Source organism: Streptomyces sp. NPDC087263, assembly GCF_044744645.1.
Lineage (GTDB): Bacteria > Actinomycetota > Actinomycetes > Streptomycetales > Streptomycetaceae > Streptomyces.
The window spans coordinates 89,930-114,052 of sequence record NZ_JBIUYT010000010.1 but is presented as its reverse complement, the minus strand read 5'-3'; the positions used below and the strand labels follow the sequence as shown (position 1 = coordinate 114,052).

Genomic DNA, 24,123 nt, shown 5'->3' with positions numbered 1-24,123 from the left:
TGACCACAGTGGCGGCGCGGGGCCGCGAGGGGTACCTCGGATGTCCGAGGGTCACTTCTTCCCCTGTGGGGTGTACTCCTTCAGGTAGTGAGCGACGCGGTCGGCGTACGTGCGGTAATTCGGGGGAACTCCGCCCGCGTCGTTCACTTTCTTGTACGAGGTCCGGTACGCGGCGGCGACCAGGACCCTCCGGTCGCCCGGCAGGCCCGAGTCCAGGCGTGGCGAGATCCAGCACAGGTACCGGCCCATCGCCGGGATGGACTCGGCGGGCGGGAAGGGCGGTTGGGGGACATCCGCCTCGGGGGTGCCGTCGGCGTTCATCCACCAGCGCAGCACGCTCGGGGTCCAACGCGCGATGCCGTACTCGTTGTTGGCGGGGTCGGCCAGGGCCGGGTCGAAGTCGCTCTCCACCTTCAGCATGGCGGCGATCAGGGACGGCGTGACGTCTCCGCGCGCGCAGTCGTGCGCCGTCTCGACGATCAGCAGGCGGTAGGCGGGCGGGATGCCCCGGTCGGTACGGAGATCGGCGGCGCCGTACGCGGCGGCGGTGACGTTCGTGGTCCCGCCGGTTCCCTGCGCGCCCTGGCTGTCGTCGGCCCAGGTGCTGATGCCGTACCCGAGTGCCGCGACGGCGATGGTGGCGAGGGCCGTCCCGCCGAGCACCAGCGCCGAGCGACGCCCGCGGCGCGCGAACAGGCGGGGCAGCCGCGACGCCCGTCCGCTCGTGCCGGCCGCCGCTTCCACGCGGCGCAGCAGCGTCTCCCCGTTGACCCGTTCCTGGTGCGTACGGGCCAGACAGTCCCGCACGATCTCCCGCCAGGCGTCGGGGAGTTGAGGAGAAAGGCGCAACTCGTCCGTGCCGCGCGCGTAGGCGACCGCCGCGTCCCGGCGGGCCGAGGAAGTGCCGCCGGGCAGCGGGTAGGAGCCGGTGAGCACGAGGTGAGCGAGGACGCCGAAGGCCCAGATGTCCGCCGACGGCCTGATCCGGCGGCCGCGTTCGCCGATCTCCGCCCACAGGAGCTCGGGCGGGGTGTAGTCGGGTGTGGAGAAGGCGGGCGTGTACGCGTGCGTGCCCTCCATCTCGGCGGCCATGTTGAAGTCGGCGAGCCGGGCCGAACCGTCCTTCATCAGCAGCACATTGGCCGGTTTCAGATCCCCGTGCACCCAGCCCGCCCGGTGCAGCTGGGCCAGCCCCTCGCAGATCTGCGCGAGCAGGCCGGGACCGTCGGCGGGGCGCGGCGTCCGCGACAGCAGCGAGGCCAGCGAGTCCTCCGCCTTCTCCAGTACGAGGACGGTGGCGCCGTCGATTCCGGGGTGGGCCGGGTCGTCGACCGTCAGGGTCTCGTAGAGGCGGATGAGGCGGGGCGCGGAGCGCAGTCGGCTGAGTAACTCCAGCTCGCGGTCGGCCAGTTCGCGCAGGTGGGTGAGCTGGCGCGGGGTGTGGGTGCCGGTGGAGAGGAACTTGAGCGCGGCCGTGTCGGGGAGTCCCGCCCGTGAGTCGGCGCGGCGTGCCTCGTACACGCTCCCGAACGCCCCCGTCGCGATCGGCTCCCGTACCTCCCAACTCCCCACCCGGTAGCCCTTGGGCACCGACACCGCGTACGGATCGCTCATTGGACACCTCCTGGCACGGGAGCCGTCAGGACGGTGAGATCGGACTCGAGGACGAGATCGAAGCGGAGGGCCAGGGAGACGAGGGACTCCTTCTTGCCGTTGAGGCGGGGGCCGGTGTCGGCGGTGTCGGGGCCGGGTTTGAGGCGGAGCTTGACGGCCAGGTAGTCGATGTTCCACTGGACGTTGGCGCGGCCGGCCGAGGGCCAGATGGGGCGCAGCCGGTCCACGACCTGGTCGACCGTGGGGATCGGGGCGTGCGGTTCGCCGCGCAGCCGCGGTTCGCACAGGGCGGCGAGGACCGCGAAGTAGCGCTTGGTGCGGTCCACGGAGAAGGCGGGCGTGGTGGTCGCGCCGTCGAGGGCGCCGGGCGAGCGGAGATAGTCGTGGCGGGGCGCCCACACCTCGAGGGGCAGCAGGTCACCCGCCGCGGGCAGCACGATCCGGGAGAACTCGAAGGGGACGGGAGCGTCCAGGCGCCCCGGGCCGACCTTGATGTGCTCGCCCGCGCCCTCCGGGTTCTCGACGACGTACGTCTGGTGTGCGGAGAGGTTGCTGAGTACCCAGAAGGCACCCTGCGCGGCGATCTCGCCCGCCCGGCGTGAGACGCCCTCGTGCGGGATCGCCAGAGTGTTGTCGCGCGCGGAACGCCCGAAACTCAGCCGTTCGCCGGGCGCGAGCCGGAACTGGGCCGCGCTCCGGTCGGGTCTGTGCTCGTCCTCCGTGGTCGGCGGAGGTACCACGATGATGCTGTACAAGATGCGACTCCCCGGGCCTGGCATCTGCCGCAGACAGGGTAGGTCGACACACCAGGGCCGTGTCTCCCCCTGTGCACGGTGAGACACGGCCCTTGGAGCGATTGGCGCGAACTGTTCAGCGGTGCCGGTGTGTTCCGGAGTCGCCGGTGCCCGCGCGGACGCGTTTGTTACTGGGTGCGGATCACGATCGACGAGCAGATCTTGTCGGCGAACGTCTGCTTCTTGGCGTCCCACGCCGGCCACAGCCAGCCCAGGTAGCACGCCAGGCTGTCGAGGAAGTGGGCGAGCCGGCGGACGAACGCCATGCCGACGCCGAGCGGCTGGCCGTCGATCTCGCGCACCAGACGGATACCGAGCGCCTTCTTGCCGACGGTCTGGCCGGTGCGGCCTTCCTGGATCAGCTGCCAGATCGCGATGCCGATGAGGGCGAGGGCGCCGACAGCCGCCAGCGCCGGGGTGTCCTTGCCGACGATCACCAGGATGTAGGGGACCGCGAACACGAGCCCGTCGACCAGGGTGCCGAGGAAGCGCTGGCCCCAGTTCGCGTACGGCGGCTGGGCACCGTAGCCGGGCTGCTGCGGGTAGCCGTAGCCGGGCTGTCCGCCCTGCTGCGGGTAGCCGTAACCCTGCTGCGGCGGGACGCCGGGGGGTGTCTGCGGGGCGCCGTAGCCGGGCTGGCCCTGCTGGGGGTAGCCGTAACCGGGCTGGCCCTGCTGCGGGTCCTGCGGCTGGCCGTAGGGGTTGGGTGAGCCGTAACTCATGACGATTTTCCTCCAGGCAAAAGGCGGGGACGGCGCGGATGGCATGGAGGAACGTCACGATATGAGCGGTATGCCCCCCAACACGGACCGCGATGGTGCACCGCACATCGTTCTGTGACAGGCCAGTTCTTGTCCAGCCGATAAGCACATACGTTGTGCAGCTGCAATCTTCGTGATCTTCCCGGCCGGTCCCGCTCGGCCCGATTGGAACCAGGACACGGTCATCCGGGAAGATGGGGTCATGACCGCCCAGATTCTCGATGGCAAGGCCACCGCAGCCGCGATCAAGTCCGACCTGACCGTCCGTGTGGCGGCCCTGAAGGAGAAGGGCGTCACGCCCGGCCTGGGGACCGTCCTGGTCGGGGACGACCCCGGCAGCCAGAAGTACGTCGCCGGCAAGCACCGCGACTGCGCGCAGGTGGGCATCGCCTCCATCCAGCGCGAACTGCCCGCCACCGCCACGCAGGAGGAGATCGAGGCGGTGGTACGCGAGTTGAACGAGGACCCTGCCTGCACGGGGTACATCGTCCAGCTGCCGCTCCCCAAGGGCATCGACGAGAACCGCATCCTGGAGCTGATGGACCCGGACAAGGACGCGGACGGCCTGCACCCGATGAACCTCGGCCGCCTGGTGCTGAACGAGCCGGCCCCGCTGCCCTGCACCCCCAACGGTGTCCTCACCCTGCTGCGCCGGTACGGCGTCGAGATCAAGGGCGCCGAGGTCGTGGTCGTCGGCCGTGGCGTGACCATCGGGCGCCCGATGCCGCTGCTGCTCACCCGGCGCACCGAGAACGCGACGGTGACGCAGTGCCACACCGGCACGCGTGACCTCTCCGCGCACCTCAAGCGCGCCGACATCATCGTCGCCGCGGCGGGCTCCGCTCATCTCGTCCGCGCCGAGGACGTGAAGCCGGGTGCCGCCGTCCTCGACGTCGGTGTCTCGCGCGGCTCCGACGGCAAGATCGTCGGCGACGTCCACCCGGACGTCGCCGAGGTCGCCGCCTGGATCTCCCCGAACCCCGGCGGCGTCGGCCCGATGACCCGCGCCCAGCTGCTCGTCAACGTGGTGGAAGCGGCGGAGCGAAGTGTCGGCTGAGGGCGCCAACTCCGGGAAGACGGACGAGCAGGCCGGTGAGAAGTCCGGCGGTTCCGCCGCTGTGTCGCAGGCGCTGAGCAACGGCGCCGAACCGGCTGTACGGGCCACGCCGGGCGCCAACGGTCGGTCGGCGGCGGATACCGAGAACGCTGAGACCGGTGGGCCGGACTCACACAGCGATACCGATACCGATACCGATGGCGACGGCGGCGAGCCGGTGGGGGTCGACCCGGTGAGCGCGCCCGATGCCGAGGGGGTCCCCCGGCGCACCACACGGCGCTTTCCACTGTTCACGCGGGACACCGCGCGGCCCGAGGGCGGCGGCCGTGCAGCGCCCAGGGACGCCCCGGCGCCCGCACGCCAGTGGCCGATCCTCCTCGTGCTCTCGCTGGTCGCGCTCGGCCTGCTGCTGACGGCTTTCGACGTCTTCCGGTACGGCACGATCCTGATCGGTGTCGCACTCCTTGGCGGCGCTGCCCTGCGCTGGACCCTGCCCGATGTGGGCATGCTCGCGGTCCGCTCCCGCTTCACGGACCTGGTCACGTACGGAGTGCTCGGTGTGGCCATCGTGCTGCTCGCGCTGATGGCACAGCCCCATCCGTGGCTGGTGATCCCGTTCCTGGACGACACGCTGCACTTCACGGTCCGCTGAGGGGAGCCTGGGGTTCTCCCGCGTCGGCGGCCACGGCCCGCGTCGGCGGCCACGGCCCGCGTCGGCGGAATCGGCCCGCGTCGGCGGCCACGGCCCGCGTCGGCGGCCACGGCCCGCGTCGGCGGACGCAGCCGCGGCCCGTCCTCTCCCCCGAGCAAGGACGGGCCGCGACCGGGCGAGTGTTCCGCCCGGGGACAACACTTGTGCACGGGAACGGACCGTTCAACACCTGTCAGCCCGCTGTGGCACGGAAGTGACCATTCCGCTACGGTGTCCGCGCCCCGCAACGGAAGTCGGGTGCCCTGCAACGGAAGCCGTGTCCGGACGGCCACGGACGCGGCAACTCCCTTTGTATACAGGGCAGTTCGTGACTCTGGGGTGAGCTGATCCCTCCCGGGGCGCCTGAGGTGGCAACTGTGTTCCCGTTGTGTCGATGTCTTGACAAGTTCGAGGATTTACCCTGATCCAGCCCAACAGCCGGGATAACGTGGGCAATCGGGACGGTCCGGGACGTCCTGTGTGGAAGTTAGTGGTTCGACCGGTCGTACGACCATGCCGATGGGACACTGGACCGCAGACCAACGGGCGTGCAACGGTGCATGCCTCCGCCTGAACGCTCCCGTGCGCCCCCATCCCGGGAACTGAGATCCTTACCGAACACATCCCTGTGGGTAGTCAGAACAGGGACTCGGCGGAGGGGCGCCGTGCACGGGGGAACAGCGATCGACGTACGGGGAACAACCAGCCACGTACGGGGGGAAAGAAGTAGGGGGGAGACGCAATGCCTCGTTGGAGGGCCTTGCCGGATGAACTCGATCCGCAGGTCAGAGAGTTCGCCAGCCAGTTGCGCCGGCTCGTCGACCGGAGCGGCCTGAGCATCGCCGCCGTGGCCGACCGCACCGGTTACAGCAAGACGTCCTGGGAGCGTTACCTCAACGGCCGGCTTCTCGCGCCCAAGGGCGCGATCGTCGCCCTGGCCGAGGTGACCGAAACCAATCCCATGCACCTGACCACCATGTGGGAGCTTGCCGAGCGCGCCTGGAGCCGTTCGGAAATGCGCCACGACATGACCATGGAAGCGATCCGGATCTCCCAGGCGCGCGCCGCGCTCGGGGAGTTCGGCGCGCCCCCGGCGAACGGGAGCAACGCCAGGCAGACCCGCAAGGGCGGCAGCGCCACCGTGACACCCGGGATCGCCGGGCCCGCGGGGGTGTCCCCGACGGTGCCGCCGCAGCCGACGGCCGCGGACGTGGAGGACTCCTCCCGCGGGGGCTCCGCGCGTGGGGCTTCGTCGTACGGAGCGTCTTCGCAGGGAGCTTCCTCGCACGGTTCTTCTTCGTACGGGGGTGGCTCGTCCGGGAGTGGCTCGTCCGGTGGCTCCGGGCGGGGCGGCGGCTGGGGGGTCGTCGCCACGCCGCCGTCCGGAGGCGGCGGGCAGTTCGGGCCCGCGGGTCCGGCCGGTCCGTCCAGTGCTGTGGGGTCCACCGGTCCCGGCGGTCCTGGCGGCGGTCCGCCCAGGGACGCCCGGCCCTCCGACGGTGGCCGGGGTTCGCCCGACGGGGCGCGGCGCAAGCGGCGGCTCACCATGTTCCTCGCCGGGGTCGTCGGCGCGCTCGTCGTGGTCGCCGCGGCCGTCTTCCTGACCAGCAACGGCGACAAGAAGGACGAGAGCACGCCCGAGGCACCCACGAGTTCCACCGCCCCCGCTCCCGACCTGCCGGCCGGCGTGAAGTGCGCCGGCGCGGACTGCGCCGGCGCGGACCCGGAGAACATGGGCTGCGGCGGTGAGCTGGCGACGACCGCCACCAGCATCACCGTCGGTACGACCCTCGTCGAGGTCCGCTACAGCAAGACCTGCTCCGCCGCCTGGGCCCGCATCACCCAGGCCGTCGTGGGCGACACGGTCGAGGTGTCCGCCGGCACGGGCGCCGAGGCCAAGCAGACCGGCTCGGTCGAAGCGGACACCGACGCCTACACGCCGATGGTGGCCGTGAAGGACGCCGGCGACGCGAAGGCGTGCGCGACGCTGGCGTCGGGGAAGACGGGCTGCACGCAGTAGTCAGCTCCCGCCCGTCCGGCGTTCGAGGACGAGGCGGTGCCATCCCGATCCCCCACCCCCCGTGGGGGGCTCCACTCTTCAGCCCCGGTCAGGCAGTCCTCAGCCTGGCCGGGCTGAGGACTGCCTGACCGGGGCTGTCCTCAGCCCGGCCGGGGCTTGAGGGCGAGCACGTTCAGCGCGATAAAGGGAGGTCTGGGGGCGCAGCCCCCAGGCACGGGACGGGCAGGGGCGGAGGGGCGAAAAAACCTCTCCCAACCCGGAATGCCGGCCCCCATCCGGGGCAGGCGCACCGGTACCCCCACGGGATCCGGTGCCGCCCGGGAGGAAAGACCCTCCTGGACGCCCCCCGGTACCCCATCGGCGGTCGCCGAGCCCACTCTCCCGGGCCCGGCGGCCGCCTCCCCCCGGCGTTCTGTGGGCTGGGCCACACGGACCCGGACACTCGGGCTCCCCGATGCGCGATAGCCTGACGGCGGATCTCTCTTGACGCCAAGAGATCGATCATCGGTGCCGACGCCAAGAGGCATTCACCGGTACCCCTGATCGATCGAAGCGGCGGACGCAGGGGAGCTCCTGCACCCCGGGGCAGGGACGCCCCACCGCCAGCTGTCATACGGAGAACGCCATGACCCGCACTCCCGTGAACGTCACCGTCACCGGCGCGGCCGGCCAGATCGGTTACGCCCTGCTCTTCCGCATCGCCTCCGGCCAGCTGCTCGGCGCGGACGTGCCGGTCAAGCTGCGCCTCCTGGAGATCACCCCGGCGCTCAAGGCCGCCGAGGGCACCGCGATGGAACTCGACGACTCGGCCTTCCCGCTGCTCGCCGGGATCGACATCACGGACGACCCGAACGTCGCCTTCGCCGGCGCCAACGTCGGTCTCCTCGTCGGCGCCCGCCCCCGCACCAAGGGCATGGAGCGCGCCGACCTCCTTGAGGCCAACGGCGGCATCTTCAAGCCGCAGGGCAAGGCCATCAACGACAACGCCGCCGACGACATCAAGATCCTCGTGGTGGGCAACCCGGCGAACACCAACGCGCTCATCGCGCAGGCCGCCGCCCCGGACGTACCGGCCGAGCGCTTCACCGCGATGACCCGCCTGGACCACAACCGCGCGCTCACGCAGCTCGCGAAGAAGACGGGCTCGACGGTCAACGACATCAAGCGGCTGACCATCTGGGGCAACCACTCGGCCACCCAGTACCCCGACATCTTCCACGCCACGGTCGGCGGCAAGAACGCCGCCGAGGTCGTCAGCGACGAGAAGTGGCTCGCCGAGGACTTCATCCCGACGGTCGCCAAGCGCGGCGCCGCCATCATCGAGGCCCGCGGTTCCTCGTCGGCCGCCTCCGCCGCCAACGCCGCCATCGACCACGTGTACACGTGGGTCAACGGCACGGCGGACGGCGACTGGGCCTCCATGGGCATCCCGTCGGACGGTTCCTACGGCGTCCCCGAGGGCCTCATCTCCTCCTTCCCGGTCACCACGAAGGACGGCGTGTACGAGATCGTCCAGGGCCTGGACATCAACGAGTTCTCCCGCGCCCGCATCGACGCGTCGGTCCAGGAACTGACGGAGGAGCGCGAGGCGGTCCGCGCCCTCGGCCTCATCTGAGCCATCCGCAGGCCGTTCAGCACGGCCCTGTCACGGGCTTGCACGGGCCCCGTTCCGGTTACGGCCGGAGCGGGGCCCGTGCCACGTCACGCACGACCGCCTCCAGCGGGCGGGTGCCTACTCCAGCCCCCGCTTCCCCGGCGCCCAGAACGGCTTGGTGATGACGGAGCGTCGGTCCCAGCCCAACTCCCGTACGAGCACCTGCCGGACCTGCTGCACGGTACGGGCCTCGCCGGCCACGTAGGCGATCCCGCCCGGCTCGGGGGCGAGCCGCTGTACCGCGGCGGGGAGCGAAGTCTCGCCCCTGGTCAGCCAGTTGAGCCGGTCGGAGTGCGGCAACGGCAGCCGGTCCTCGGCCGTCTCCGTCTCCACGCAACCGGACACGCGTGCTCCCTCGGGCAGCGCGGCCAGCATCGCGCCGAAGGCGACGGAGGCCGTCTCCTCGCCGACGAAGACATGATGGCCGGCGTCGGGGCGGAGAGTGAACGACCCCTCGGGCTTGCCCAGTCGGACCTGCGCGCCGACCTCGACGTCATGACCCCATCGCGCTCCGGGCCCCGCCCCCGCGTGGTCCAGCACGCACAACTCGACGGCGCCGGAGGGGTCGTAGCGCCACACCGAGTACGTACGGCGGGTCAGTCCGGAGCCGACCAGGACGCGTACCTGCTGTCCGGGACGCACGTCGAGTCCGGTGAGGGCGTCGCCCTCGATGCGGAGCCGGCGCATGCGGGCGCTGATCGGTCCGGCCTCGGTGACGGTGCCGCGGAGCATCAGCAGGTCGAGGACGGGGTTCAGGAGGGCGGGCACGGGTGACTCCTCAACGGGGCGGTGAGTAAGGGGAGTTGATCGTCAGGGGCGGGGTGAACGCGATAGTACGCGTCCCTGGCCGGACGCGATAGTGCGTGTGCCGGTCCGGCCCCGGTATCCGGCGACCACGAGCGCCGTCGCCGTCAGCACCACCAGGGCCACCGTGCGCAGCGCCGGGCCCATGCCGTGCGCGAGGTCGGGATGGGCGGCCAGGATCGTGCCGGTGACCGCCACGCCGAGGGCCGCACCGAGTTCACGGGCCGAAGTGCCGAGGCCGGAGCCGAGGCCCGTCTGGTGCGGCGGCAGCGAGCTGACGACGCCGACCGTGAGCGCGGGCATGGAAAGACCGGTGCCCGCGGAGATGACGAGCAGCCAGCAGGCGTACGTCCAGTAGGGCGTGCCCGCGTCGGCGGTGGACGCGCCGAGCAGGCCCAGGCCGATGAGAGCGAGACCGCTGCCGATGACCGGACGCGGGCGGTGCGACCAGCGGACGGCGAGCCTCGGGACGAGGGCCATGCCGATCGTCAGCGGCACGATCGCGACGCCGGTGACGGCGGCGCCGTAACCCTTGATGCCTTGCAGGTACTGGGAGTTGACGTAGAAGAGGGAGAACAGGCCGAAGAAGCCGGTGGCCGTGCCGAGGGTGGCCGCGCGCAGGGTGGGAGAGGCGAAGACGCGCGGGTCGAAGAGGGGGGTGCGGGAGCGCAGGGCGTGGCGGGTGAACGCGGCGATCAGTACGGCGCCTGCCGCGAAGGCCGTGACGATGCGCGGGGAGGTCCAGCCGTAGGTCGGTCCCTCGATGATGCCGAAGAGGACCGCGACCAGGCCGGGGGTGAGGAGCAGGGTGCCGGTGGGGTCGAGGTTGCTGTGCGCGGCGCGTTCCGTGCGGGGTGTGGTGACGGCGACCGCGAGGGCCAGCAGGGCGGCCAGCGGGACCATCACCCCGAACAGGGCCCGCCAGGACAGGAACTGGCCGACCAGGCCGCCGCCGAGGTTGCCGGCGAGTCCGCCGAGACCGAGCGCGAGCGTCCAGGACGCCATCGCTCGCGACCGGTGTTCCGGGGCGGAGAGGCGCACCAGGATCGACATCGTCGCCGGGGTGATCAGCGCCGCGCCCGCGCCGGACAGGCCGCGGCCCGCGATCAGCGTGGCCGGGTTCTGGGCGAGCGCGCTGGTGGCGGCGCCCGCCGCGAACAGGGCGAGCCCGGCGAGCAGGGCACCCTTGCGGCCGTGCCGGTCGCCGAGCGCACCGGCCGGGATGAGGAGTGCGGCGAAGGCGATGACGTAGGCGTCGACCATCCACAGCAGCTCGGTGTGCGAGGGGTGCAGGGACGACGAACTGAGCTGCGGGATCAGGAGGTTGATGGCGGCGACCATGCTCTGGGCGACCAGGACACAGGCGCAGAGGGCCAGCAGTGTGGACCGTTTGGGGGTGGGCTTCGGGGCGGGGTCCGGGGTGGGGTCGGGGGTGGGATCCGGGGTGGGCTTCCGGGCATACGAGGGCACGGCTCCTCCAGGGAGTCCGGTGTGGTGGTGGGTGCCCTGTCACCGTAGGCTCGGTGGTGACCTGCTTTCCAGTGCAACCTTTGCAAGGGGAGAATGCGTGTGACGCAATCCAGCGCCGGGGGCCTGGACCTCAATCTGCTGGTCGCCCTCGATGTGCTCCTTGAGGAGCAGAGCGTGCAGGGCGCCGCGCACCGGCTGCATCTCTCCGAACCGGCGATGAGCCGCACCCTGGGCCGCATCCGCAAGGCCCTCGGCGATCCCGTGCTCGTCCGCGCCGGACGCCAGATGGTGCCCACTCCGCACGCGCTGGCCGTACGGGCGGAGGTGAGCGCGGTGGTGGAGCGGGCGCGGGCCCTGTTCGCGCCGGGCCGGGACATCGACCTCAGGACCGTCAGCCGTACGCTCACGATCCTGGGCCACGACGCGATCGCCGCCCTGTACGGCGCCCCCCTCTTCGCGCGCGCCGCCGAGGAGGCGCCCGGCATCCGCATCCGGTTCCTCTCCGAGAGCCATGTCGACGCGCCGTTCCTGCGGCAGGGGACCGCCGACCTGGAGGTGGGGGTCGTCGACACCACGGCGCCCGAAGTGCATGTGGAGGCCCTCCACGAGGACCGGATAGTCGGCATCGTGAGGGCCGGACATCCGCTGCTGGAGGGGGAGTTGACTCCGCGGCGGTTCGCCGAGTCGGCGTCTCACCTGATCGTGTCGCGGCGCGGCAAGCTGCACGGTCCCGTCGACGCCGCGCTCGCCGAACTCGGCCTGGAACGCCGGGTGGTGGGCGCCGTCGGCACCCTGCCCGCCTCGCTGTTCGTGCTGCGGGACACCGACCTGATCGGACTGACCAGTTCCTGGGGCCTGCCGATGGCCGCCATGTTCGGCCTGGTCACCTTCGAGGTACCTCTCGAACTCCCCCCGCTCAAGCTGGGGTTGGCCTGGCACCCGCGCCACGAGGCCGACCCGGCGCACGCGTGGCTTCGGGGCGTCGTAAGGGAGTTGATGGGGGAGAGGTCGGCCGCTGTTGCCTAGGTCCTGTCGTCACATTCCCGTCGCGAGGCAGACAGGAATGTGACGACAGGGCCTAGGACCCGCCTGGCCGGTCATGCCGCAGGGGCGGGGGTCCCAGCCGCTTCTCGAACCAGTGGTCCGCGTAGACGTGGTCGACATAGGCCGGGATCTCCGCGTAGCCGCTCGCCCGGTACATCGCCTGCGCCTCCGTGAGCACCGCGTGCGTGTCCAGTCGTACGACCGTGAAGTCGTGCTCCACGGCGGCCCGTTCCAGCTCCGTCAGGATGCGGCGGGCCAGGCCCAGGCGGCGGGCGTCGGGGTGGACCCAGACGTGCCGGATCTCGCCCGTGCCCGGCTCCAGGGTGCGCAGCGCCCCGCAGCCCGTCGGCCGCCCCTCCTCGTACGCGACGAAGAACGCGCCCGCGTCACCGGTGACCTCCTGCGGCCGTACGAGATCGGTCCTGTCGAATCCCTCCGGGAAGCGGGCGTCGAGGTCGGCCGCGTAGGCGTCGAGGCAGGCCCGGGCGTCCTCGGCGGCGCCGTCGACCAGGGTGATCGTGATGCCGGCCAGCCGGAGCAGGCGTTGGGTGGTCGCTAACGCCCCGGCCAATTCGGTGCGTTGGGGCGCGGTGAGGGAGGTGAGGAGGCCGGCGGCGAGTGTGTCGGCGCGGCGGTTCTGCTCCCTGACCTCGACGCGGCCCGCCGGGGTCAACTCGATCAGGCGCAGGCGGGTGTCATGCGCAGGCGCGGTCAGCCGGACCAGGCCCTGCGCCTCCAGGGACTTCGCCATCCGGCTCAGGTACCCCGCGTCCAGCGCGAGCCGGCCGCGCAGTTCCCGCAGCGAGACGCCGTCGCCGATCTCGAAGAGGAGGCGGGCCTCGCCGAGAGGGCGGTCCTGGCCGAGGTAGTGGTCGTCCAGTGCGCCGATGCGGCGGGTGAAGTAGCGGTTGAAGTGGCGAAAGGCGGCGACCTCGGCGGGCGACACCGGCTCCGTGCTCCTCACTGGCTTCATAGTTCTTTGACTTTAGTCAAAGAAGTTGAGGTAGTCCATGGAGTCGAGGCGTCCATGGAGCCGAGGGAGTTCGTGGAGCCGAGGAGATCCACTGTTGTGCGGCGCGAGTCACAGGGTCACCCTCTTGACATTCCGCTTTCCTGGGCAACCCTCATCCCCCTATGCTGATCCTTCGTCAATTAACTGCTGAGGCAGGGTTGTTCAGCAGGGCCAGTTCCACGCATCGGGGGAGTCGCGTGAGTACCGCCTACGTGCCGCAACAGCCACAGCCGGCCGCCGCCACCGGGGCCCCATCAGGACTGCCGCCCACCCCGCCACATGCCAGCGAAGCCACCCGGCTGCTGTGCGCGGGCACCTATCTGGACCCGGCGTACCGCGACCGGGTCATCGACGAACTCCACCTCAACGAGCAGCGGCTCGTGGCCCCTTCGCTCGGCTTCGACGCCGCCCGCGTCCTCGCGCACGCGCTGCGGGCCCGCCGCCAGGAGTTGCTGTGGGCCGGGGCGATCCTGGGCCTGTGGGCGGTGGGCTCGGTACTCAGCGGCGGTCTGCTGGCCATGTTCCTGGTGCCCAGCCTCTACCTCGCGATCGGCGGCTGGGTCAGGGGCCGGGCCGCGCACCCGCCGCTGTACCGGCTGGTGCCCGCCTTCCTGCTCCGCTGGTGGGGCCGCTTCCTGTTCGCGTTCCTGCTGGTCGTCACCGTGGTGGTGGCCTTCGGTACCGGTTCGGACGACTCGACCTCGGACGACTCGACCTACGGGTCCGACGACTTGTACGGCTCGTCGGGCTCATCCGGCTCGTCCGGTCTCTACGGCGACAGCTCCTCCTCCGACCTCCTGGTCCCCAGCACCGACGGCCTCGACAGCCTGATCAAGCCCTGGCAGGCCTGGTTCACCCTCGCCCTCTTCGCGCTGATCGCACTGTGCCTGGCCGCCCAACGAGGCCAGTTCGCGCGGGCGTTGGCCGCCGAACTGTCCCCGCAGCGCTTCCCGGACGCCGCGAGCGACCCCGCCGAGCAGGCCGAGGGGCAGCGCTTCCAGCGGCTCAAGAACCGGGTCAGGATCGAACAGCACGCGCCGCTGGTGATGTACCACGAGGCGCGTCCGTTCTGCGGCGCCGGCGTGCCGTACGAGACCTGGGTGCTCGCCGTCGAACTCCGGCCCGACACCGAGAAGGAGCAGCGGCCGATCAGCAACCGCACGGTCCTGGAGACGGTCCGCCCCCTGCTGGCCCAGCTGCGACTGCCCGCCGACTACGCCGCCCACCTGGGGCGCGACCGGCTGCGGTGGCTGGAGATCGACGAGTGCGTGTTCCTGCCCGCGGAGGGGCTGTTGCGGCGCGAGGAGGCGCCGTACCACCCGCAGGCCTTCGAGGACCACCGGGCGCGCGCGGTCGAGGAGGGCGCCGAGAAGCGGCGGCACTTCCTGCGCATCCGCGTCGGCGGCTGGGAGGAGGAGCTGGTCGTCACGGTCTTCGTACGCATCCACACCCAGGGCCGCATGCTCACCCTGGAGATCGCCCCGCACGTCCTGCTGCCGGTTCGCGAGGACTTCAAGAACGCGGACCGCACCGCCCACCGCTTCCGGCACAACAACGTGCTCGGCAAGGCCGCTTGGGCCGTCGCCCGGGTGCCCGGCTCCGTCATCGGCTCCCTGGTCGTCCTCGGCCGGGGCCTGGTCTACGGCTGGCGGCTGCTGACCGGCGGGTACGCGGGCGCGCTGCCCGACGGACCGGCCCTGTCCGTAAGGGAGTTGGGGTCGGCGCCGGCCGGATCCACCTTCCAGGAGATGGACGCCGAGCGGTATCTGCGCAATGTGCAGGACCGGGTCGCCAACGGGGTGCGCAACGCGCTCGCCGAAGCAGGCTATCTGACCGGGGAGTTCGTCCAGAAGGTCACGAACATCAGCAACCACACCACGACGAACTTCGAGAAAGTGGAGAACAGTACCTTCGCCGTCGGGAAGCATGCGTCCGCCGCGTCCACCCACAACAACACCAACGCGAACCCGAACCCGAACCCGACGAAGGGACCCTCCACCGATGGCAACGGATGAGCCGAACGTCAGTTTCGGAGACGTCTCCCACAGCACCTTCGCCGTCGGCGACCACGCGCAGGCCGTCAGCCACCACGGCACGGCACCACGGCGCGACGAGGCGGCCGAGGAACTGCTGAAGGCCGTACGCGAACTGCGCGCCGATCTGAGCCGGGTGCGCGGTACGGATCAGACGGCGGCACTGGACTCTGCGCTCGCCGACACGGAGGACGAGATCACCCGCACCGGCCAGGCGGCCCCGACGCGCCGCGAGCGCCTGCGGGAACTGCTCGCCGACTCGCAGGCGCTGCTGAGCGTGCTCGCGTCGGCGGGGGCCGTGGCCGGGCTGGTGGGACTGTGAGCGGGCCGGCGAGAGGGACACGATGAGCGGGGGCCCGCGTTACTGGAACGAGGAGACCCAGCGCTGGGAGTCTGGCGACGGTACGGGGGCCGCTCCCGTACCCTCGGTGACGCCTCCGCCACCGCCGCGGCCGGACTTCGCACCGGAGCGGACCGCTGTGGACGTGCCGGGCGACACCCCAACGCCGCCCACCCTGCCGCCGGGCCCGGTGCCCTGGCCCGCCGACTCAAGTGCCTGGCAGGTGCCGAGCGGTACGGACACGGAGCCCGCACCCGCCGAGTCGAGCACCTGGCACGTCCCGAGCGGCACCGACACGGAGCCCGCTGTCCGGCCCTCACCCGAGCCGATTACCACGGTCGGCGTGCCCGCCGCGCCGCACCGCCCCACGTTCAGTCGGCGGCTCGTCTGGTCCGTGGTCGTGGGTGCCGCCTTGGTCGGTGCGGCCGTGAGTCTGGTGCTCACCCTGGTGGCCGACCCGGGGGACGACGACGGCAAGGGCGGCAGCGCGGTCGCCGCTTCGTCGTCGGCGCCCGGCCCCTCCGAACCGACGGACGTGCCACCGCAACCGCAACCGTCAGCGTCACCGTCGATCGATTCCGACACCGCGTCCCCGTCCGCCTCCGCCCCCGGACTCCCCATCGGCTACCAGTCGTACGAGGACCCCGAAGGCTTCCGGATCGCCTACCCGGACGGCTGGACCCGCTCCACGGTGGCATCGTCGTACGGCATCGACGTAGTCAACTACCGCAGCGCGGACGAAGAACACCGCCTGCAGGTGTATCAAGTGGCGGAGGGCTCCCCGGCCGCGTCGTTCGACCTCTACCTCTCCGACGAGACGCCCAAGGCGGCCGGCTTCCGCCGGCTTGCCCTGCAGACCCTCGACGACGGCACCTTCACGGGTTCACGCCTGGAGTACACGGCCGACTCCCTCAAGGCTGAGCCCGACATCGGCACCTGGCACGTCTACGACGAGCGTTTCGTCGCCTCCGACGGCTTCATCTACGCCATCGCCGCCTACGGCCCCGACGCGGACGGCCGCGCCGACGAACTGGAGCTGCTCACCACGGCGCTGACCTGGTTCTGCCCGCAGGCCGGAACCTGTGACGCCACCTCCGTGGACTGACGCGGGGCCCTACTGCTTGTGCTGCCCCGCCCTGTAATGACCCGGAACGAGTCGGCATGCCACCCCGAACCGGTTCCACGCGTTGATCACCGTGATCGCGGCGATCAGCTGAGCCAGCGCGCTCTCCTCGAAGTGCTCGGCGGCCCGCTCGTACACGGCGTCCGGCACGAAGCCGTCCGTCAGGACGGTCACCGCTTCGGTCAGTTCGATCGCCACCAGCTCCTTCTCCGTGTAGAAGTGCGGCGACTCCTCCCACGCGCTGAGCTGCACGATGCGCTCGACGCTCTCACCGGCCGCGAGCGCGTCCTTGGTGTGCATGTCGAGACAGAACGCGCAGTGGTTGAGCTGCGAGGCGCGGATCTTCACTAGCTCCAGAAGTACGGGATCCACGCCCTGCCGGGACGCGGCGTCGAGCCTGACCATGGCCTTGTAGACGTCGGGGGCGAGCTTGGCCCAGGGGAGGCGGGGGGTGGGCTCGGGGGCGTACGCCGTGATCTCGTCGTTGTCCGTCGGCACGGTTCGCGGCGTCTGGGTCTGCGTGGTCGGGGTGTGCGTCGTCATGCTTATGGACCCTACGAGCGGAGTAGCCCAGAGGTATGGTCCATTTCTATGGCAGAAGCATGGGCCACTTTGGGGGTCGACCTGCATGTCGAGCCGACCGGGCCCGGTGTCCGCAGAGGTCTGACGGACGCCCTGCGCGAGGCGGTCCGCAGCGGCAGGCTCGCCCCCGGAATCCGCCTCCCCTCCTCCCGCTCGCTCGCCGCCGACCTGGGCATCGCCCGCAACACGGTCGCCGACGCATACGCCGCTCTCGTCGCCGAGGGCTGGCTCACCGCACGCCAGGGCTCGGGCACCCGGGTGGCGGAGAGAGCGGCTGCGCGACCGGCGCCGGAATCGGCGCCCCGCACCCGTGAGCCGGGCCACCCCACGTACGACCTGGTCCCCGGCAGCCCCGACCTCGCCTCCTTCCCGCGCGCCGAGTGGCTCAGGGCCGCCCGCCGCGCCCTGACCGCGGCGCCGCACGAGGCCCTCGGCTACGGCGACGCGCGCGGCCGCCCCGAACTGCGCACCGCCCTCGCGGGCTACCTCTCCCGCGCCCGAGGCGTACGGGCCGACGCGGACCGCATCGTCGTCTGCTCCGGGTTCGCGGACGCCCTGACGCTGCTCGGTGCGGTCCTGCACGGGCGGGGCCTGCGCTCGCTCGCCGTGGAGTCGTACGGCCTCGACGTGCACTGGAACCTGCTGCACCGCTCGGGCCTGCGCACCATCCCCCTGCCGCTCGACGAACTCGGCACCCGCACCGACGAGTTGACGGGCGTACGGGCCCTGCTGCTGACCGCCTCGCACCAGTTCCCGATGGGAGTCCCGCTGCACCCCGACCGCCGGGCAGAGACCGTGGACTGGGCCCGCCGCACCGGAGGGCTGATCCTGGAGGACGACTACGACGGCGAGTTCCGCTACGACCGCCAGCCGGTCGGCGCCCTGCAAGGCCTCGACCCCGACCACGTGGTCTACCTGGGCACCGCCAGCAAATCTCTCGCCCCCGGTCTACGCCTGGGCTGGCTCGTCCTGCCGTCGTCGCTCGCGGGAGAGGTCTCGGCATGGAAGGGCGGCGGCGGTTGGTCCACCGGCGTGCTCGACCAACTGACCCTCGCCGAGTTCATCACCTCCGGCGCCTACGACCGCCACGTCCGTGCCGCCCGCCTCCGCTACCGCCGTCGCCGCGACGCCCTGGTCTCCGCCCTGGCCACCCGCGCCCCCGCGGTCCACGCCACCGGCATCGCGGCCGGCCTGCACGCGGTCCTCCAACTCCCGCCCGGCACCGAGCAGTCGGTCCTGCGAGCGGCAGCCTGGCAGGGCCTCGCCGTGCACGGCCTGTCCCGCTACCGCCACCCGGACGCCGTCACCGATCCACTCGACGCGCTGGTGGTGGGTTACGGCACGCCGCCGGACCATGCGTGGTCGGGGGCGCTGGATGCGCTGTGCGGTGCGCTGGAGGGCCACTCCTAGGGCCCGTCTGACCATTCCCGTCGTCGCCCGGAGGGCGGCCTCGCGCCCGCTGCGGCAGCAGCCTGTGTCGCAGTAGGTGCGTGCTCTCGGTGTGCCGGGCGTGGGCCCTCGTACGGGGACGTACTTGGGCCTGCGCCCGGTGCGGCGAGAGGACGTGCAGGGCGTCGCGAGGCAGACGGGAATGGTCAGACAGGCCCTAGCCCGTCCGGCGTTTGGCGACGAGCGCGTTCAGCGCGATACGGGGTCCGGGGGCGGAGCCCCCGAGTACGGGACGGATAGCGGCGGAGGGGGCGAAAAACCCCTACGTCCCCTCATCCACCGGCGCCTCCCCGAACCGCGCCAGCGCCAACGCCCCCACCACCGCGACCGCGAACCCCAGCACGGCCAGCCACCCCAACCCCTCCCGCGTACGATCCCCCAGCCACACCAGCCCCACCAGCGCGGGCCCGACGGTCTCCCCCACGACCATCCCGGCGGTGGCCACGGTCACCGACCCCTGCTGCAAGGCCGATGTCAGAAGCAGAAACGCCGCACCTCCGCCGACGAGAAGCGCGTACGTCGCCGGGTTGCGCAGGAGGTATCCGACGGCGAGTTCGTCGATCAGCCGCACCGCCACCTCGACCACCCCGAACCCGAACCCGGCCCCCAGCCCCAGCACAAGCGCCCGCCCGCGCCCGGGCAACCGCCCGCCCACCGCCCCCAGCAGCAGCACGGCCACCGCGGTCCCCACCATCGCGTACCTCAACGTGTCGGACCCCGCCCGGTCCCCCTCCGCCCCCGACGCCAGCCCCAGCATCGCGAGCCCCGCGCACACCACTCCCACCGCACCCCACTCGACCCGGCTGAGCCGCACCCGCAGCAGCCGCGCCGCGACCACCGCCGTCACCGCCAGGCTCGCGGCGAGCGCCGCCCCGACCGTGTAGATGGGCAGGGATCGCAGCGCCGCGATCTGGAGCAGAAAACCGGCGCCGTCGAGCGCGAGCCCCACGAGATACCGCCACTGCCGCAACGCCCGCAGGAGCAGCGCGGCATCCACGCCGGACCCGCTGCCGGAGCCGCCGCCGTCGTCATCGTTGGCCGCGGCCCGCGCGGCCATCGCCTGCAACACCGTCGCTGTACCGAAGCAGACCGCCGCACCAAGGGCACAGATCATTCCAAAGAGCACGCAGTGACTGTATTGAAGCGGAGGCGCGTGGCCGTCGTCCTCCTTGGCCTCGGCCGGGTGGGACCGGTCACCCGGCCCCGGCCAGGTGAGCCCGGAAGAAGTCGGTCAGTTCTGCGACCGCGGGGCCCGCGTGCCGCTCCTTGTCGTAGAGATCGACATGACTGGCGCCGTCGATCCAGTGGAGTTCCTTGGGGCCACAGGCGCTCGGGAACGCCTCGACGCTCATCCGGGAGGTCACCGCTTCGCGTCCCACGGCCATCAGCAGGGGGCGCGGCGCGATCAGCTCGACGAAGCGGAAGGCGTCGAAGGACACCATGCGGTCGATGCTGGACCAGGTGAGGAACTTCGCCGAGCGCGGATGCCGAGTGCGGATGCCGAGCGCGGTCGGTGCAGTAGTACTCGAAGCCCTGGAAGCCTGGAAGCCCTCGAAGCCGTGTCGGCCGCCCAGAGCGCGGGCCTGCTCGGCGGTGTCGGGGAACAGCTGGAAACTCGGGACGCCCTGGCCGCGTCCTTCGGCGGTACGGGCGGCAGATGTGGCGCATGCAGCTGTAAGGCGGAGGAGGGAGTCGACGCGATGGGGGTCCCCCCGCTCGAGCGCAGCCGAGAGTGGGGGAGTCGGCGAGGGACGACAACGCGGCTGAGGGCCCCCACGCCCTTAAGGCAGTGGGGGAGTGCGTGCCACACACCCCGCGTCTGCGGCGTGATTGGCCGGACAGGTCCTAGCTAGCCCGTCCTAGCCCTACGTTTCGACCGTGAGCACCGCGCGGAGCTGCGCGAGCCCCCAGTCCAGGTCCTCCTTGCTGATGACCAGCGGCGGGGCGATCCGGATGGTGACCCCGTGGGTGTCCTTGACCAGGACACCCCGGTCCATCAGCTTCTCGGAGATCTCCCGGCCCGTTCCGTACGCCGGGGCGATGTCGACACCCGCCCACAGCCCGCGCCCGCGTACCTGCGTCACCTGGCCCGTGCCCGTCAACAGCCCCAGCTCGTGGTGCAGATGATCGCCCAGCTCGGCGGCCCGCCGCTGGTACTCGCCCGACCGCAGCATCGCGATCACCTCAAGGGCCACCGCACAGGCCAGCGGGTTTCCCCCGAACGTCGACCCGTGCTCACCCGGCCGGAACACCCCGAGCACCTCGGCCGAGGACACCACCGCCGACACCGGCACGACCCCGCCCCCGAGCGCCTTGCCCAGCACATACACGTCGGGCACGACCCCTTCGTGCTCACAGGCGAAGGTCCGGCCCGTCCGCCCCAGCCCCGACTGGATCTCGTCCGCGATGAACAGGACCTTCCGCTCACGCGTCACCTCGCGCACCCCCTGGAGGTAGCCCTCCGGCGGCACCAGCACCCCCGCCTCCCCCTGGATCGGCTCCAGCAGCACGGCGACCGTCTCCTCGGTGACCGCCGCCCGCAACGCCGGCAGATCCCCGTACGGCACGACATCGAAGCCCGGCGTGTACGGCCCGAAGTCCGCCCGCGCCTCCACGTCCGTGGAGAAGCTGATGAGCGTCGTCGTACGGCCGTGGAAGTTGTCGCTCGCCACCACGATCCTTGCCCTGCCGTCCGGGACACCCTTGATTCGGTACCCCCACTTCCGGGCCGTCTTCACCGCCGTCTCCACCGCCTCCGCTCCCGTGTTCATCGGCAGCACCATCTCCATGCCGCACAGCTCCGCCAGCTGCGCGCAGAACTCGGCGAACCGGTCGTGGTGGAACGCCCGTGACGTCAGCGTCACCCGTTCCAGCTGCGCCCTCGCCGCGTCGATCAGCCGCCGGTTGCCATGGCCGAAATTCAGGGCTGAGTATCCGGCCAGCATGTCGAGATAGCGGCGCCCCTCGACATCCGTCATCCACGCCCCGTCCGCCGTCGCCACGACAACCGGCAGGGGCTGGTAGTTGTGCGCACTGTGCGCGTCGGCCGAGGCGATGTACGCCCGCGTGGTCTCCGTAGCGCTCACGGGATCCTCCGTTTCCTACCGCAGGGGAAGGCGAGTGGGGGTCGGCTTCCGGCCCATTCCTATCGTCCCTCTGGTCGCCCGCATGATGGACTCGGAAGCCTCGCGATCCGGCGTGCCCGGTAGGGTGACCGGCGGGCCGTGACTGGCGCGCTGGGATGGGAACGACCATCGGGGAGCGGCTCGCAGACCGAGTGCCGTGCGCCTGGGCCGAACCGTGAATCGTGAATGCCCTACGCCACGCCGTCCGGAGGCCGCCATGTCACAACAGCCCCTTTCCACCGAGTCCACCGCCTTCCGCAGCGCCCTCGAAGTGATCCGGGCCGTGGAGCCCCGCGTCGCCGACGCCATCAGTCAGGAAGTCGCCGACCAGCGCGACATGCTCAAGCTGATCGCCTCTGAGAACTACGCCTCCCCGGCCACCCTCCTGGCCATGGGCAACTGGTTCAGCGACAAGTACGCCGAGGGCACCGTCGGCCGCCGCTTCTACGCCGGCTGTCGCAACGTCGACACCGTCGAGGCCCTCGCCGCCGAGCACGCCCGCGAACTCTTCGGCGCCGAGCACGCCTACGCCCAGCCGCACTCCGGCATCGACGCCAACCTCGTGGCCTTCTGGGCCGTCCTCGCCCAGCGCGTCGAAGCCCCCGCGCTCGCCAAGGCGGGCGTCCGCAACGTCAACGACCTCACCGAGGCCGACTGGGCCCAGCTCCGCCGCGACCTCGGCAACCAGCGCATGCTCGGCATGTCCCTGGACGCCGGCGGCCACCTCACCCACGGCTTCCGCCCGAACATCTCCGGCAAGATGTTCGATCAGCGCTCCTACGGCACCGACCCCGCGACCGGCCTCATCGACTACGAGGCCCTGCGCACCTCCGCCCGTGAGTTCAAGCCCCTGATCATCGTCGCCGGTTACTCCGCCTACCCCCGCCTGGTGAACTTCCGCATCATGCGGGAGATCGCGGACGAGGTCGGCGCCACGCTGATGGTCGACATGGCCCACTTCGCCGGCCTCGTAGCCGGCAAGGTCCTCACCGGTGACTTCGACCCCGTCCCGCACGCCCAGATCGTCACCACCACCACGCACAAGTCACTGCGTGGCCCGCGCGGCGGCATGGTGCTGTGCGACGAGACCCTCGCCGAGCAGGTCGACCGCGGCTGCCCGATGGTCCTCGGTGGCCCCCTTCCGCATGTCATGGCCGCCAAGGCCGTCGCGCTCGCCGAGGCCCGCCGCCCCGACTTCCGCGACTACGCCCAGGCCGTCGTCGACAACGCCCGCGCCCTCGCCGAGGGCCTGATGCGCCGTGGCGCCACCCTGGTCACGGGCGGCACCGACAACCACCTCAACCTGATCGACGTCGCCTCCTCCTACGGCCTCACCGGCCGCCAGGCCGAGACCGCCCTGCTCGACTCGGGCATCGTCACCAACCGCAACTCCATCCCCGCCGACCCGAACGGAGCCTGGTACACCTCCGGTATCCGCATCGGCACGCCCGCGCTGACCACGCGTGGTCTGGGCGCGGTCGAGATGGATGAGATCGCAGGTCTCATCGACCGCGTCCTCGCCGCCGCCGAGCCCGGCACCACCGCCAAGGGCAAGCCGTCCAAGGCCCAGCACGTCCTGGACCCGAAGATCTCCGACGAGATCTCCCACCGCGCCACCGACCTGCTCACCGGCTTCCCCCTCTATCCGGAGATCGACCTCGGCTGACTCTTCGTGGCCGGGGCCCGTGCTTTATGGGTCTCGTCGGCTTCACGGCTTCACGGCTTCAGGGCTTCACGGCTTGATCGAGTCTCGCGGCGCCCGCGAAGGTCACTTGCGTCGCGGCGTTCGTGAACATCGCGGGCGCCACGAGGCTCACAAGTCGATCAGCTCCTGTCGCGGTCCCGGCTCCTGCTTCGTCCGCCGTCGGGCCCCCGGGATCAGTGGACGTAGCACCAGCACCAGCGCAGCTCCGGCCGCGGCTCCCGGTATGACCCACCACCAGTCGGTACCGTCGCCCGGCGTTGCGGTGGCCGTCACAACGGACTGGTCGGTGGGCCCGGATGCGGGGGATGCGGCGTCCTCCGTCTGCCAGGGCGCCGGATAGATCGCCCCGAAGCCCGCACCTGACGACTCGCCCAGCACGCCGAGCGACTTGAACAGCGCCCGCACCTCGTCCGGTTGCTCGGCCTTGTGCCAGTAGCCGTTCGTGGACTGCGGCACGTCGTTGGCCGTGTGTATCCAGACGTCTCCGCCTCCTGCGGTGTCCGGATACACACGGTCGACCCGCCACGGCGACACGTCATGGACCAGCCACGTGACATTGATCTGACGGCCGTCGCCCGCACCCAGCCCGGGCGGCTCCTCGCGTGAACCGCTGGTCGGGTCGCCGAGCAGGCCCTGCAACTCGCCGTATTCCTCGTCCGAGTAGTACAGCGCGGCCGTCTCCTCGCTCTCCGGCGAGACCACCAGCACACTCGTCGGGCCGCCCGCCGCCGCAACCGGTGCGCTCAGCAACACCACGGCGACCGCCATCGCCAACGCCCCGAACGCCCCCAGCACCGTGACCAGTTCACGAATCCTGCGCATCCCAACCCCCAAGCAGCCAGTCG

General features: G+C 71.4%; 21 protein-coding genes and 1 riboswitch. Of the genes, 10 read left to right on the top strand and 11 right to left on the bottom strand.

The window, feature by feature from the left end; all coding sequences use genetic code 11:
- Positions 1-51: 51 nt before the first annotated feature.
- The 3 genes from ACIPC1_RS30205 to ACIPC1_RS30195 all read right to left on the bottom strand — a co-directional run bounded on the left by ACIPC1_RS30205 (position 52) and on the right by ACIPC1_RS30195 (position 3,130).
- Positions 52-1,614, bottom strand: coding sequence for a serine/threonine protein kinase (locus ACIPC1_RS30205; protein WP_402522620.1), 1,563 nt, complete (start codon positions 1,612-1,614; stop codon positions 52-54).
- Positions 1,611-2,369 (bottom strand): FHA domain-containing protein, encoded by a 759-nt coding sequence (locus tag ACIPC1_RS30200; RefSeq protein ID WP_402522618.1) that lies wholly within the window; start codon positions 2,367-2,369, stop codon positions 1,611-1,613. The genes ACIPC1_RS30205 and ACIPC1_RS30200 overlap by 4 nt, the downstream gene beginning before the upstream one ends.
- A gap of 167 nt (positions 2,370-2,536) precedes the next feature.
- The gene (locus ACIPC1_RS30195; RefSeq protein WP_402522616.1) at positions 2,537-3,130 is read right to left on the bottom strand and encodes an RDD family protein; all 594 of its coding nucleotides are present in this window, start codon (positions 3,128-3,130) and stop codon (positions 2,537-2,539) included.
- Between the two features lie 241 nt (positions 3,131-3,371).
- On the opposite strand from ACIPC1_RS30195, the gene ACIPC1_RS30190 reads away from it, so the two are divergent.
- From ACIPC1_RS30190 to ACIPC1_RS30175, 4 genes are all read left to right on the top strand, one after another.
- Positions 3,372-4,226 carry a bifunctional methylenetetrahydrofolate dehydrogenase/methenyltetrahydrofolate cyclohydrolase gene (locus tag ACIPC1_RS30190; protein ID WP_402522614.1) on the top strand — a complete coding sequence of 285 codons (855 nt, stop codon included), beginning with the start codon at positions 3,372-3,374 and terminating at the stop codon, positions 4,224-4,226.
- Entirely contained in the window at positions 4,216-4,878 is a 663-nt protein-coding gene (locus ACIPC1_RS30185) for a DUF3017 domain-containing protein (protein WP_402522612.1), read from the top strand. Before ACIPC1_RS30190 ends, ACIPC1_RS30185 begins: the two co-directional genes overlap by 11 nt.
- 781 nt (positions 4,879-5,659) lie before the next feature.
- Positions 5,660-6,937, top strand: coding sequence for an XRE family transcriptional regulator (locus tag ACIPC1_RS30180; protein ID WP_402522609.1), 1,278 nt, complete (start codon positions 5,660-5,662; stop codon positions 6,935-6,937).
- 625 nt (positions 6,938-7,562) lie between these two features.
- Positions 7,563-8,552, top strand: a complete 990-nt coding sequence (locus tag ACIPC1_RS30175) for a malate dehydrogenase (RefSeq protein WP_402522607.1) — start codon at positions 7,563-7,565, stop codon at positions 8,550-8,552.
- 117 nt (positions 8,553-8,669) lie between these two features.
- Here the strand turns inward: ACIPC1_RS30175 and ACIPC1_RS30170 are convergent, their stop codons facing one another.
- Complete coding sequence (locus tag ACIPC1_RS30170) at positions 8,670-9,359, bottom strand: siderophore-interacting protein (protein ID WP_402522604.1); 690 nt, start codon at positions 9,357-9,359, stop codon at positions 8,670-8,672.
- Positions 9,360-9,401: 42 nt separating this feature from the next.
- Positions 9,402-10,775, bottom strand: coding sequence for an MFS transporter (locus ACIPC1_RS30165; RefSeq protein WP_402522976.1), 1,374 nt, complete (start codon positions 10,773-10,775; stop codon positions 9,402-9,404).
- Positions 10,776-10,958: 183 nt separating this feature from the next.
- Between ACIPC1_RS30165 and ACIPC1_RS30160 the strand changes: the two genes are divergently transcribed.
- Positions 10,959-11,891: a LysR family transcriptional regulator gene (locus ACIPC1_RS30160; protein WP_402522601.1), complete on the top strand. Its 933-nt coding sequence runs from the start codon at positions 10,959-10,961 to the stop codon at positions 11,889-11,891.
- Positions 11,892-11,943: 52 nt separating this feature from the next.
- On the opposite strand, the gene ACIPC1_RS30155 is transcribed toward ACIPC1_RS30160, so the two are convergent.
- Entirely contained in the window at positions 11,944-12,882 is a 939-nt protein-coding gene (locus tag ACIPC1_RS30155; protein ID WP_402522599.1) for a GNAT family N-acetyltransferase, read from the bottom strand.
- Positions 12,883-13,118: 236 nt separating this feature from the next.
- Between ACIPC1_RS30155 and ACIPC1_RS30150 the strand changes: the two genes are divergently transcribed.
- The 3 genes from ACIPC1_RS30150 to ACIPC1_RS30140 are packed head-to-tail and all read left to right on the top strand — an operon-like array spanning position 13,119 to position 16,399.
- The gene (locus tag ACIPC1_RS30150; RefSeq protein ID WP_402522597.1) at positions 13,119-14,936 is read left to right on the top strand and encodes a hypothetical protein; all 1,818 of its coding nucleotides are present in this window, start codon (positions 13,119-13,121) and stop codon (positions 14,934-14,936) included.
- Positions 14,923-15,276: a hypothetical protein gene (locus tag ACIPC1_RS30145; RefSeq protein ID WP_402522595.1), complete on the top strand. Its 354-nt coding sequence runs from the start codon at positions 14,923-14,925 to the stop codon at positions 15,274-15,276. The genes ACIPC1_RS30150 and ACIPC1_RS30145 overlap by 14 nt, the downstream gene beginning before the upstream one ends.
- A 22-nt stretch (positions 15,277-15,298) precedes the next feature.
- Positions 15,299-16,399, top strand: a complete 1,101-nt coding sequence (locus ACIPC1_RS30140; RefSeq protein WP_402522593.1) for a hypothetical protein — start codon at positions 15,299-15,301, stop codon at positions 16,397-16,399.
- 9 nt (positions 16,400-16,408) lie between these two features.
- Here ACIPC1_RS30140 and ACIPC1_RS30135 read toward each other — a convergent pair whose 3' ends face one another.
- Positions 16,409-16,960 carry a carboxymuconolactone decarboxylase family protein gene (locus ACIPC1_RS30135; protein ID WP_402522590.1) on the bottom strand — a complete coding sequence of 184 codons (552 nt, stop codon included), beginning with the start codon at positions 16,958-16,960 and terminating at the stop codon, positions 16,409-16,411.
- Positions 16,961-17,008: 48 nt separating this feature from the next.
- Between ACIPC1_RS30135 and ACIPC1_RS30130 the strand changes: the two genes are divergently transcribed.
- Positions 17,009-18,409: a PLP-dependent aminotransferase family protein gene (locus ACIPC1_RS30130; RefSeq protein ID WP_402522588.1), complete on the top strand. Its 1,401-nt coding sequence runs from the start codon at positions 17,009-17,011 to the stop codon at positions 18,407-18,409.
- 301 nt (positions 18,410-18,710) lie between these two features.
- On the opposite strand, the gene ACIPC1_RS30125 is transcribed toward ACIPC1_RS30130, so the two are convergent.
- From ACIPC1_RS30125 to rocD, 3 genes are all read right to left on the bottom strand, one after another.
- On the bottom strand, positions 18,711-19,562 hold the full coding sequence (locus ACIPC1_RS30125) for a hypothetical protein (RefSeq protein WP_402522974.1): 852 nt from the start codon (positions 19,560-19,562) through the stop codon (positions 18,711-18,713).
- 79 nt (positions 19,563-19,641) lie between these two features.
- Positions 19,642-19,890, bottom strand: a complete 249-nt coding sequence (locus tag ACIPC1_RS30120) for an alpha/beta hydrolase (protein ID WP_402522586.1) — start codon at positions 19,888-19,890, stop codon at positions 19,642-19,644.
- A gap of 423 nt (positions 19,891-20,313) precedes the next feature.
- Positions 20,314-21,534 (bottom strand): ornithine--oxo-acid transaminase, encoded by a 1,221-nt coding sequence (gene rocD / locus ACIPC1_RS30115; protein ID WP_402522583.1) that lies wholly within the window; start codon positions 21,532-21,534, stop codon positions 20,314-20,316.
- Between the two features lie 128 nt (positions 21,535-21,662).
- Positions 21,663-21,749: riboswitch (ZMP/ZTP riboswitch) on the top strand.
- A gap of 41 nt (positions 21,750-21,790) precedes the next feature.
- Between rocD and ACIPC1_RS30110 the strand changes: the two genes are divergently transcribed.
- Positions 21,791-23,239: a glycine hydroxymethyltransferase gene (locus ACIPC1_RS30110; RefSeq protein ID WP_402522580.1), complete on the top strand. Its 1,449-nt coding sequence runs from the start codon at positions 21,791-21,793 to the stop codon at positions 23,237-23,239.
- A 147-nt stretch (positions 23,240-23,386) separates the two neighbouring features.
- On the opposite strand, the gene ACIPC1_RS30105 is transcribed toward ACIPC1_RS30110, so the two are convergent.
- A complete protein-coding gene (locus tag ACIPC1_RS30105) occupies positions 23,387-24,100 on the bottom strand; it encodes a hypothetical protein (RefSeq protein ID WP_402522578.1) in 714 nt (237 codons plus the stop codon).
- Positions 24,101-24,123: the final 23 nt, after the last annotated feature.